This is a genomic window from Amycolatopsis dendrobii (assembly GCF_014145675.1).
Classification (GTDB): domain Bacteria; phylum Actinomycetota; class Actinomycetes; order Mycobacteriales; family Pseudonocardiaceae; genus Amycolatopsis; species Amycolatopsis dendrobii.
This window is the reverse complement of the sequence record NZ_JACGZW010000020.1, coordinates 93,913-105,053: the sequence shown is the minus strand read 5'-3', so window position 1 is coordinate 105,053 and position 11,141 is coordinate 93,913. Positions and strand designations below refer to the sequence as shown.

The following is an 11,141-nucleotide window of genomic DNA, read 5'->3' as shown; positions in this document are numbered from 1 at the left end:
ACACGTATTGAAGACGCGCCGGGGAACAACGGCGGTGCTGCTCGGCTGCCGCGACTTCCCCTCCCGTCGGCCTCCCGCTCGGCCCTACGCCTCGCCGTGCCCGGGCTTCTGCTTGCCGGCGGCGATCGCGGCGATGCGGGCTGACACTCGCTCGGCTTTCGGGTCCTCCGCGACGGCGTAGGTCGCCAGCGCTTGCTCGAGGTGCAGGCGTGCGCTCTCGACGTGGTCCGCGGCCAGGTCCGCTTCGGCGAGAGCTTCGAGCGCTTCGGCTTGGTACGCCGCTGCCCCATGCTGGCCGAGGAGATCTGCCGCTTCGCGCAGGAGCGAACACGCGGCGGTCGAGTCCCCGAGCCGCAGGTGCTGGTCGCCGAGCCGGGTCATGGCTCGGCCGCGCAGCACTTCGTCGCCGATCTCGCGCGCGATCTCAGCCGACCGTTCGAAGTGCTCTACCGCTTCGGCTGGGCGGTCGAGGTCGCGACACGCTTCCCCGAGTCGACGTCGGTGGAGAGCGATGCTGCGTGGTTGACGCAGTTCTTCCGCGATCGCGAGGGCTCGAGCGTAGTGTTCGTAAGCTTCCCGAGGGGATCCGGTGCTATGCGCGACGACTCCCAGGTGCTCCCAAGCGCGGGCTTGGGCCACGCTGTCGTCGATGGCGAGAGCCACCTTCAGCGATGCCGTGAAGTGGTCTTTGGCGGCGTCGTAACGTCCGGTGTTCAGATGGGCGTAGCCGAGCTGAACCTCCAGTCGCGCCTCGGCGCGGCGGTTGCCGCAGCGCCGGGCGGCGTCGACGCCCCAGCTGTGCGTGCGTTGCCACTGGCGATAGTGCTTGCGGTGGAGAAAAAGCCCCCACAGTCCTTCGCAGAACTGCCACACCAGCTCAGGCCAGACTTGGTCGGCCGCGACTCGCATGGCGGCCACGATGTTCGCCAGCTCCCGCTCCAGCCAGTCCAGCGCGGCCGTGGCGTCCGGCGGCGCGGGAATGCTGCGGATTCGCTCGTAGCCCGGGCTGATCCTGGCGCGCAGTGGGGTGATCACCAGATCGGCGGCCAGTACGCGGTCGAGGTACCACGTGATCATGCGGTGCACCGCGGCGGTTCTCGACGATTCGCTCTCCTGCGTTTCTGCCTGCTGCCGCGCGTGCACCCGCGCGAGGTCGTGGAAACGGTACCGATCCGGGCCGGCGTCGGTGAGCAGGCTCGCGTCGACCAGCGCATCGAGGGCGTCCTCGACGTCGGCGGCCGGGCGGTCGACGGCGGCCGCCGCAACCTCGGCTCCGAAGTCCGGGCCGGGATGCAGTCCGGACAACCGGTAGACGAGCGCGATGTCCGGTGCCAGCTCGTCCGCCGAGAGGTCGAAGCTGGCCTGCACAACAGCTTCGTCGGCCACCGCGAGCGCGGACAACCGGCGTCGTTCGTCGGCGAGCGCGCCGACCAGCCGGGAGATCGGCCATCGCGGCCGGGTGGAGAGCCGGGCGGCCGCGACGCATACCGCGATCGGCAGTCCGCCGCACAGCTCCACCAGCTGCTGAGCAGGCTCAGGTTCGGTCTTGACCCGGTCGATGCCGATCGCGCGGCGGAGCAGTTCCAGCGCCGAGACAGAGCTGAGCGGCTCCACGAGTAGCACGCGCGCCCCGTCCATCGCGAGCGCGCCCAGCCGCCAGCGGCTGGTCACCACCACCACGCTGTGGGGAGAAGCCGGGACCAATGGCCGGACCTGAGCCGCCGAGTCGGCATCGTCCGCGAGCACCGCCAGTTTCAGCCCGGCCGTCACCGAACGGTAGAGCGCGGTCTGCGCGGCCAGCTCCGCCGGGATTTGCGCGGAGGGCACGCCGAGCGCACGGAGGAACTGACTCAGTACTTCGTCGGGGGAGGCGGGCTCCTCGGCGCCGAACGCACCGAGATCGGCGTAGAGCTGCCCGTCCGGGAAACGGTCGGCATGGCCTGCTATCCATCGCGACGCCAGTGCCGTTTTCCCCACTCCGCCCGAGCCTGCGATCACGGCGACGCGAGGCCCTTGCCGCTGCTGATCGCCGATCAGGCGGTCGAGTTCGGCCAGTTCCCGCTCCCGATCGGTGAACGACGCGGAGACTGGAAGCAATTGCCGCGGAACAGTGCGTCTCTCGCGCCGAGAATGCACATGGACGTCGCCGTGGACCACGCCGGCCTGCACCACCGGCCCGGACACTTCGGCGGCGATCAGGTTTTCGTGTCTGTCACCAGTCCCCATCAGTCGCGCCCCCCCGACCGGTCATTTTTCCTTGTGCGCGGGTGCTGGGGTAGCGCTTGAACGGGGTCGATGTGGTGATCCTGGTCAACTCAAACGCGGTCGTCGGCGCGGGTGGGTTGTTACTGGATAGCCCGTTCGGCTCAATTTCGGAGGCCTTGCCCCTCGAGTATCGGCCGGTCAGTCGCTCCCGGACCGGCGCAGCCGGGGCAGCACCGCCAGCCACAGCAGCACCGTCGCGACGCCGTATGCCGCTGCCATGGTCAGGCTCATCGACAACGGCGTCGTCCCGCCTAGCGACACCAGCGGCGCGACAACCGGCCCGACCGCGAACGACGACGTCCCGAGCAGCGCCGCCGCGGTTCCGGCCCGCTGGCCGTGGTTCGCGAGGGCGAGCGCGTTGCCGTTCGCCTGCGTGGTCCCGCCCGCGAACATCAACAGCGCCAACGGAATCAGCAACGCCGCCAGCCCGGCCCCGAACGCCACGGCGGCGAGCATCGCCACTGCCGCCGCCGCGGTGAAGGTCGTGCCCAGCACGTACATCCGGACCGGTCCCACGCGTCGAACCGCTGCCCGGTTCACCTGCGCGCCGAGCACCGACATCACTGCGTTCGCGGCGAAACAGGCGCTGAACAGCTGCGGCGACAACGAGAATCCGTCCTGGAGCACGAAACTGATCGACGCCAGATAGGTGAAGAACGCCGCTCCGCCGCAGGTGCTCACCAGCAGGAAACCCAGGAACAGCGGGTCTTTCAGCAATATCCGGAACTCGCCGCGGCCCTTGCGCGGATGTCGTGCTTCGGGCGGCAGGCTCTCCGGCAGCGCGGTCGCGGCGACGAGCAGCAACGCCGCCCCGATGCCGGCCAGGACGCCGAAAATGCCGCGCCACCCGATGACCGCCGCCAGCTGTCCGCCGATCACCGGAGCGACGATCGGCGCCAGCGCCCCGACGGTGGTCAGCAAGGCCAGCAGCCGGACCAGTTCCACGCCCTCGGCGAGGTCCCGCGCGACAGCCAGCGACAGCACGATTCCGGCGGAACCGCACAGGCCTTGGAGGAACCTCGCGGCGAGCAGCACCTCGATCGACGGCGCGAACGCGCACACCGCCGAGAGAACGGTGAACAGCCCGATCCCGGCCAGCAGCGGACGGCGCCGGCCGAACCGGTCGCTCAGCGGGCCTACGACCAGCTGGCCGAAGGCGAGGCCGAGCATGCAGACCGACATGGTCGCCTGCGCGAGGCTCTGCCCGGCCCGGAGGTCGTCAGCGAGCTGGGGGAGCGCCGGCAGGTACAGGTCCATGGAGATCGGGCCGAAGACCTCCAGCAGCCCCAGCACGACTGCCATCCGGAGCGCGCCTGGCCGTTTTTCCGGCAACGCCGGCTCGACCAGGCGCGCTTCGGTCTGGAGTCGCTTCATCCGGCACGCAGGATCCGGCGCAGCCACGAAAGCCGGGTCGCGACCGCGGAGCGGGAGACTTCCGCGTCGGGGGAGAAACCGGCGAACCCGTGGTAGCCGCCCGCCCAGACGTGCAGTTCCGCCTGCCCGCCGGTCGCCCAGATCCGCAGGGCGTACTCGGTCGTTTCGTCGCGGAAGATCTCCGCGGCGCCGACGTCGAGATACGCGGGCGGGAGGCCGGACAGATCGGTCATCCGGGCCGGGACCGCGTACGGCGAGGCCGCGTCGGTGCCGCGCGCCGGGCCGAGCAGCGCGTCCCAGCCGGTGTCGTTGTTGTTGCGGTCCCAGGCGCCGATTCCGTTGTACTGCCGGGTCGACACGGACTCGTTGCGGTCGTCGAGCATCGGGCACGCCAGCAGCTGTCCGGCGATGGCCGGGCCGTTGCGGTCCCGGGCCAGCAGGGCGACACCCGCGGCCAACCCGCCGCCCGCGCTGGCGCCGGTGACGACGATGCGCGACGGATCGATGCCGAGTTCGTCGGCGTGCTCGACTGTCCACACCAGACCGGCGTAGCAGTCCTCGACGGCGGCCGGGGCCGGGTTTTCCGGAGCCAGCCGGTATTCCACCGAGATGCCGACCGCGCCGAACAGCAGGACGTCGTCGATCAGGCCGTCGAGACCGAAGAATCGGTTGCCCAGCACCATTCCGCCGCCGTGGATGCTGTACAGGGCGGGCGCGTCGGCGACGCCCGACGCGGGGCGGACGACGGTGAGCACGATGTCCGGCGCGCCTTCGGGGCCGGGGACGGTGTGCTCGGCCAGTTCGACCGGGCGGTCGCCGACGATCTGCTCGGCGGGCGGGATGATCGTCGCGAAATGCGCGCGGTTGGCCAGGATCGTGTCCGCGCGCAGCGGGATCCGCTCGACCAGGTCGAGGAACGCGGCGAGGCCGGGCTCCAGTTCCGGGTCGTAGGGCACCGGCGGGACGCTCATTTGCCTGCCTTCCCGAAGATCCGGCGCAGCCAGGAATTCCGGGTTTCGAGGGCGGCCTTGCTGATCGGCCAGTCCGGCACGTACATGTCGAACCCGTGGAAGGCGCCCGCCCAGACGTGCAGTTCGGCCTGTCCGCCGGTCGCCCAGATCCGCAGTGCGTACTCGGTGTCCTCGTCGCGGAACGGTTCCGCGCTGCCGACCTCGATGAACGCCGGCGGCAAACCGGACAGGTCGCTCGCCCGCGCCGGGGCGGCGTAGGGGGAGACGTCGTCGGTGCCGACCGCGTCGCCAAGGAGCGACTGCCAGCCCGCAAGGTTCGACTCGCGGGTCCACGTGCCCAACCCTGGGTACTGCTGGCTCGCGACGGTCGTGTTGCGGTCGTCGATCATCGGGCACAGCAGGAGCTGGCCCGCGATGGCCGGGCCCTTCCGGTCGCGCGCGAGCAGCGAGACCGCCGCGGCGAGACCGCCGCCCGCGCTGCCGCCCATCACCACGACGCGCGACGGGTCGATGCCGAGTTCGTCGGCGTGCTCGACTGTCCACACGAGACCGGCGTAGCAGTCCTCGACCGGCGCGGGGTGCGGGTGCTCGGGGGCCAGCCGGTATTCGACGTTCACCGCGACGACGTTCAGCTCCAGCACCAGAGCCAGCAACCGGCCCACGTCCATGTTGCGATGGCCGACCATCATGCCGCCGCCGTGGATGTTGTAGAGGGCGGGCAGCGCGCCGTCGCTCTCGTGCGGGGACAGGATGGTGATTCCCAGGTCCGGCGCGCCTTCCGGGCCGGGGATGGTCTGTTCGACGACGGTCACCGGAGCGTCGCCGACGACTTCCGCGGCGGGCGGGAACATCTCGGCCATCGCGCGGCGCAGGCCGGGGATCGTCTCCGGGGTGAACGGCGGCGCGTCGGCCGGGACGATCTCGGCGAGCGCGGGCTCGATCTCCGGGTCGAACGGGACGGGGGGATAGGTCAAGGCAGCCTCCTCGGGCTGGGCGGGCGAATTCTGCGGCGGCGCGGATCGCGGCGGCGCGGGCGGTGCCGGGTGCGGTGCGGGAGGGGAACCCTGCGGGAATCTGATTCCGGCAGGATTCCCCTCCCGGACGTGAACGGGCGTCAGGGGCCTTCGGGATCGACGGCGTCGCGGTCGGCCCAGAACGGCTCCACCAGTGCGCGGATCTGCTCGGCCCCGACCTTCTCGACCAGCTCGACCGCGGCAAGGTTGTCCTCCAGTTGCTCCATCCGGGTCGCGCCGAAGAGCGTCGTGACGTTCGCCGGATGCGTCAGCGTGAACGCGACCGCGAGCCGCGCCGCGCTCGTGCCGAGTTCCTGTGCGGCCCGCACGACCTTGGGCGCGTCGCGGGTGATCCGCTTGCGGACGTCGCCGGGGTCGCGGCCGATCTCGCGGGTCAGCTTGGTGCGCCCGGCGAGGATGCCGCCTTCGAGGACATCCGAGGCCTGCATGACGAAACCGTCGGCGAACAGCCGGGCGAACGGCTCGCCGTCCGGAATGGACCGGCGGCCGATGCTGTACTTCAGCTGCGCGATCTGCGGACCCGGCACCTGCAGCGCTTCGGCGATTTCGCGCAGCCGCGCGATGTTCCCGGCCGACCAGTTGTTGACGCCCCACGCCCGGATCAGTCCGGAGCGGGTGAGCCCGGCGAGGTCCTCGACCAGATCCTCCAGCGCGACGTCGTCGCGGCGCAGGTCGCCGAGGATCACCAGGTCCGCGACGTCGAACCCGCCGCGCAGGAACGCGTTTTCCAGCTGCGGCCGGAATCCCTGGTCGCCGAAGCCTTCGATCCACAGCTTCGCCGAGACGAGGTAGTCCTCGCGCGGGATGCGGGCGGCTCGGATGATCGCGCTCCAGAGCACGTCGGTGAAGACCGGCGGGTGGCCGGGCATGCCGTAGACGCCGACGTCGAACAGGTTCACGCCGGCCTCGACCGCGGCGCGGATCATCGCGACCGAGTCGGCGAAGTCCATCCGGTCGTAGGTGTGCCACGAACCGAGCGAGAGCAGCGAAACGTCCAACCCGGACGTGCCGACCTTGCGGCGGGGCAGGGGCGAGGATGCGGACACGAGACCTCCTTGGCTCGTAAGGGAATCGGGATCAGGGGAGACGGGGGTCGACGACGGCTTTCGTTTCGTCCAGCCGGTGCATGGCCTCGATCCGCTCGCTCGCGCCGGAGAGCCCGACCGGCGAGCCGAACAGCCGGTCCCACGGCATCCGGGCGGCGAAGGAACCGAAGAACTCGATCGCGTGGTGGTAGTCGGCGATGTCGCCGTTGAGCGAACCGACGACGGTCAGTTCCTTGCCCATCACCGTGCCGAGCGGGACCGGCGTCGGCTCCGGCCCGGTGCTGCCGACGATCACGACCCGCCCGCGCTGCGCCGCCATCGCGACCGCCTCGCGGCCGATCGACGGCGCGCCGGCGAAGTCCAGCACGAGATCGCCGCCGTGGCCGCCGGTCAGTTCGGTGACGCGCTCGACGATCGCGTCCGAACCGCCCGCGACGTCGACCACGTCGTCGGCTCCGAATTCCTTCGCCAGCTCCAGCCGTGAGGCGGGCGCGCCGACGGTGATGACGCTGCCCGCTCCGCTCAGGTGCGCGACCGCGGTCGCGAACAGGCCCAGCGCGCCGGATCCCTGCACCACCACGCGAGATCCGGGCCGGACGCCGCCGACCCGGTCGAACGCGCGCAGCACGGTCTTCGCCGCGCATCCGGCCATCGCGGCCCAGGTGTCGGGCACCTCGGCGGGCAGCAGCAGCTTCGCCGCGCCCGGGACGACGTAGGCGTATTCGCACAGCCCGGCAGTCGCGAACGGCGCGACGTCAGAGCGCTGCAGGAAGCCGTAGCCGCGCCGCGAGCACGCGACCGGTTCGCGCAGCACGGTGCAGCCGTAACACTCGCCGCACGTGGATTCCGACCACCCGATCCGCGCGCCGGCAGCGATCTCGCGACCGAGCGCGTCGCGCGTGTCCGGTCCGGCCGCCACCACTTCGCCGACCATTTCGTGGCCGAGCACCATCGGCAGCATGCCCGGGAAACTCATCTTCCCGGACCAGATCTCCACGTCCGTGCCGCACAGCGTCGCGCACGAGACGCGGACCAGCGCCGCGCCTGCTTCGAGCTCGGCGGGCAGCGGGAGTTCGGTCAGCTCCAGCGGCGCGCCGTGCTCGGTCAGCACCGCGGCGCGGGTGGAAGTCGGGACGGTCATGGGAAACCTTTCCGGGGACTGGCGGGCCCTGCGGGGCCGTGTGATGGGTTAGTCTACGGACGTCGACAAAAATGTCGAGTCCCCGAATCCCTCCAGGAGCGCCTGTGCCGACCTCAGTTGCGGACCTCGTCTTGCGGGCAGCAGCGGTGCACACCATGGCCGGTGCCGCGCCCGCGACCGCGCTGGCCGTGCGGGACGGACGCGTGCTGCGCGCCGGAACCGACGCCGACCTGCGGGAGCTGATCGGCCCCGGCACGCGGGTGCTCGACCTCGGCGACCGCGCGGTGCTGCCGGGCATCAACGACGCGCACCTGCACGCCACGTGGCTGGGAGCGCTGTGGCCGGACACCCTGTTCGCCGACGACGGCGCGCCGGGACCTGGTCCGGAAAAGCCGCTGCGCACCGCTGCCGAACGCCGGGCGGCCATCCTCCGCGCGGGCGAAATCCTTGCCGCGCTGGGCATCACGAGCTACACCGAACCCGGCCTCGGCCCGGGGGAGGACGACGGGCACATCGGCGCGTTCGGCATGTCCGTCGTCGAGCAGTACCGGGAACTGGCCGCCGAAGGACTGCTGCGGGCACGGGTGACCGCGCTTTGGCTGTACGGCGAACTCGACGGCCCGAGCACCCTGGACGGCTTCCGCGCCGGACTGGCCACAGTGGACGGACCCGGTCCGGACCCGCGCCGGCTGAACTTCCGCGGCGTCAAGATCTTCGCCGACGGCATCCCGCCGATGCGCTCGGCCTACACGCACCACTGCTACGCCGACGGCAGCCACGCCCACCTGCTCGTCGGCGGCGCGGACGACCCGGAACGCGAGGAGAACTTCACCCGGATGGTCCGCACCGCGCACGAGGCCGGACTGCAGGTCGGCGTGCACGCGACCGGCGACCGGGCGATCGAGCTGATGCTGGACGCCGTCGAACGGGCCAGGGAGGAACGCGACGCCGACCTCGGCCACTACGTCATCCACGGCGACCTGGTCAACGCGGCGCAGCTGAAGCGGATGGCCCGGCTGGGGGTCGGGCTGTCCGCCCAGGCCGGGATCGCGGTCCGCACCGCCGGAGTGGTCGACGCGGCGCTGGGGGCGGGCAGTTCGGACGCCGCGTGGCCGCTGCGAGAGGCGCTGGACGCCGGGATCCCGTTGTGCCTGACCTCGGACGCGCCGGTGCTGCCGCCGGACTGGCGCAAGGAAATCGCCGCCGCGGACCAGTGGATGGGGCCGGCCGAGGACGTGCGGCAGCGGATGGAAACGCTGCTGCGCTGCTACACCGTGCACCCGGCTCGGCAGGACGGTGCGGCTTCGTGGAAAGGCACGCTCGCGCCGGGGATGGCGGCTGATCTGTGCGTGCTGTCCGCGGATCCGTTCACGGTGACCCCGGCCGAGCTGCCCGAGGTCGAGGTCGACCTGACTGTCCTCGATGGACAGATCGTGTTCGAGCGTTCGCCCGGAACGATCGCCTGACGTCGGTGAAGGGCCCCTTGAGGGAATCTGATTCCTTCAAGGGGCCCTTCACCGACGGCTGGCTCAGGTGAGCAGCTGGCCGCCGTCCACCGGGAGGCTGGTGCCGGTGATGTGGGCGGCGGCCGGGCTCGCCAGGAACACCACGGCCGCGGCGACGTCCTCGACCGCGGCCATCCGGCCGTCCGGGATCCGCGCCACCCACGCGTCGTGCGCGGGCGATCCGGGCGGCATCGCGGCGGCGAGCATCGGCGTCGCGACCGGGCCGGGGGCGACCGCGTTGACCCGGATCTTGTGCTCCGCCAGCTCGATCGCCGCCCAGCGCGTCAAAGCGTCGACGGCCGCTTTGCTGCTTTCGTAGCCGCCCATTCCCGGCGTGGGCTGCCGCCCGCCGATCGAGGACAGGTTCACCACGACCCCGGGCTCGCCGCGGTGGACCATCCGGCGGGCGACCAGCTGCGTCATCAGGAAAGTGCCGTGCACATTGGTCGAGAGGATGCGCAGCAGATCCGCGCCGGGCAGGTCCAGCAGCCTGCCGTGGACGCTGAGCAGACCGGCGTTGTTGACCAGGACGTCGACCGGGCCGACCTCGTCGAGCGCGGCGGAGATCGCCGTCTCGTCGGTGATGTCGAGCCGGATTCCGCGCCCGCCAACCGGTTTGGCGGCTTCTTCGGCGCCGTCGAGGTCGGCGAGCACCACGGAATCGCCGGCCTGGGCGAAGGCGGCGCCGATCGCGGCGCCGATGCCGCCGGCACCTCCGGTGATCAGCACGGTACGGGCAGCGGGCATCGTCGTTTCCTTTCGCCGGGAGCGAGGTTCGCGGGCTTATAGTATACAAGCGTAGAAAATAAATCCCTTGAATCGCAGGAGGAATCGTGGCGACGGATCGACCTGGACTGGGCCCGGCGTTCCCGCGCGTGCCGGCGTTGTCGCTCGGCTCGTGGAACACCTGGGACCGGATGGAGTTCGGCGACGCGGTGGCGCTGATCGCCCGCGCGGCCGAACTGGGGCACGCCTTCTTCGACGTCGCGCACTACGACATGGGCCCGCACGCCGAGGGTTCCACGACCGATCAGATCTTCGGCCGCGCGGTGCGCGAGGCCGGGCTCGCCCGCGAAGATTGGCTCTACTGCGGGAAGCTCTGGCTCTGGGACTATCCGAACGTCGGCTTCGCGCAGCAGATGAACACCTCGCTGGAACGCGTCGGCGTCGAGTCGGCCGATCTGGTCGTGGTCGGCGACTACTTCGGCGAAGTCGACCTCGAGCGGGTCGTCGCGGACGTCGCCGAGCAGATCGAAGCCGGCCGGTTCCGCGCGTGGGGTGTGAACAATTGGCGCATTGACGATCTGCGCAAAGCTTTTGACATCGCGCGCAAACGTGGTTTGGCGCCGCCGGTTTTCGCGCAGCTCAAGTACGGGCTCGCGCGGCGGTCGATGGCCGAGGGCGAGTACTACGCGCCACTGTTCGCTTCCGGAGAGCTGACTTTGCAGGCGTCGGACATTTTCGAAGGCGGGCTGCTCGTCGGGAATCTGAAGCCGAATCGCAAGATCGGCGCGGACGTCGGCGGCATCCGGGAGAAGATCGCCGCCGCTTGGCCTGCGGTGCAACGGATCGCGAGCGAACTGGACGCTTCGCCCGCGCAGCTGGGAATTGCCTTCTGCCTGGCCAATCCCGCGACCGCGAACGTCCTCGTGGGCGTATCGCGGCGGGCGCAGCTGGAGGACAATGCGGGCGCGATCGCCTTGCTGGGGCGCGTCGGCGCGGACCGGATTCGCGAGCTGACCAAGGAGCTGTGGCTCGATCGCGAGGTCGCCGCCGACGGAACCTGGTGAAGGGGCTGGTGTTTT

The 11,141-nt window shown here is 70.9% G+C and carries 9 protein-coding genes; 2 read left to right on the top strand and 7 right to left on the bottom strand.

Going from position 1 to position 11,141, the window contains the following annotated elements; translation table 11 throughout:
* Positions 1-84: 84 nt before the first annotated feature.
* From H4281_RS41115 to H4281_RS41090, 6 genes are all read right to left on the bottom strand, one after another.
* A complete protein-coding gene (locus H4281_RS41115) occupies positions 85-2,226 on the bottom strand; it encodes a tetratricopeptide repeat protein (protein WP_182896258.1) in 2,142 nt (713 codons plus the stop codon).
* Positions 2,227-2,403: 177 nt separating this feature from the next.
* Positions 2,404-3,639: a multidrug effflux MFS transporter gene (locus tag H4281_RS41110; RefSeq protein ID WP_182896257.1), complete on the bottom strand. Its 1,236-nt coding sequence runs from the start codon at positions 3,637-3,639 to the stop codon at positions 2,404-2,406.
* Positions 3,636-4,610, bottom strand: coding sequence for an alpha/beta hydrolase fold domain-containing protein (locus H4281_RS41105; RefSeq protein WP_182896256.1), 975 nt, complete (start codon positions 4,608-4,610; stop codon positions 3,636-3,638). The genes H4281_RS41110 and H4281_RS41105 overlap by 4 nt, the downstream gene beginning before the upstream one ends.
* Complete coding sequence (locus H4281_RS41100; protein WP_182896255.1) at positions 4,607-5,584, bottom strand: alpha/beta hydrolase; 978 nt, start codon at positions 5,582-5,584, stop codon at positions 4,607-4,609. The genes H4281_RS41105 and H4281_RS41100 overlap by 4 nt, the downstream gene beginning before the upstream one ends.
* A gap of 140 nt (positions 5,585-5,724) precedes the next feature.
* Complete coding sequence (locus H4281_RS41095) at positions 5,725-6,690, bottom strand: aldo/keto reductase (protein ID WP_182896254.1); 966 nt, start codon at positions 6,688-6,690, stop codon at positions 5,725-5,727.
* 31 nt (positions 6,691-6,721) lie between these two features.
* On the bottom strand, positions 6,722-7,831 hold the full coding sequence (locus tag H4281_RS41090) for a zinc-binding dehydrogenase (protein ID WP_182896253.1): 1,110 nt from the start codon (positions 7,829-7,831) through the stop codon (positions 6,722-6,724).
* Between the two features lie 104 nt (positions 7,832-7,935).
* On the opposite strand from H4281_RS41090, the gene H4281_RS41085 reads away from it, so the two are divergent.
* Positions 7,936-9,297, top strand: a complete 1,362-nt coding sequence (locus H4281_RS41085) for an amidohydrolase (RefSeq protein ID WP_312872279.1) — start codon at positions 7,936-7,938, stop codon at positions 9,295-9,297.
* A 63-nt stretch (positions 9,298-9,360) separates the two neighbouring features.
* On the opposite strand, the gene H4281_RS41080 is transcribed toward H4281_RS41085, so the two are convergent.
* Positions 9,361-10,083, bottom strand: coding sequence for an SDR family NAD(P)-dependent oxidoreductase (locus H4281_RS41080; protein WP_182896251.1), 723 nt, complete (start codon positions 10,081-10,083; stop codon positions 9,361-9,363).
* 86 nt (positions 10,084-10,169) lie between these two features.
* Between H4281_RS41080 and H4281_RS41075 the strand changes: the two genes are divergently transcribed.
* Positions 10,170-11,126, top strand: a complete 957-nt coding sequence (locus H4281_RS41075) for an aldo/keto reductase (RefSeq protein WP_182896250.1) — start codon at positions 10,170-10,172, stop codon at positions 11,124-11,126.
* The last annotated feature ends 15 nt before the right edge of the window (positions 11,127-11,141 follow it).

What these genes read in the sequence shown, in the direction of transcription:
- H4281_RS41115 (WP_182896258.1), bottom strand. Translation starts at nt 2,226, where the DNA reads ATGGGGACTGGTGACAGACACGAAAACCTGATCGCCGCCGAAGTGTCC.
- H4281_RS41110 (WP_182896257.1), bottom strand. Translation starts at nt 3,639, where the DNA reads ATGAAGCGACTCCAGACCGAAGCGCGCCTGGTCGAGCCGGCGTTGCCG.
- H4281_RS41105 (WP_182896256.1), bottom strand. Translation starts at nt 4,610, where the DNA reads ATGAGCGTCCCGCCGGTGCCCTACGACCCGGAACTGGAGCCCGGCCTC.
- H4281_RS41090 (WP_182896253.1), bottom strand. Translation starts at nt 7,831, where the DNA reads ATGACCGTCCCGACTTCCACCCGCGCCGCGGTGCTGACCGAGCACGGC.
- H4281_RS41080 (WP_182896251.1), bottom strand. Translation starts at nt 10,083, where the DNA reads ATGCCCGCTGCCCGTACCGTGCTGATCACCGGAGGTGCCGGCGGCATC.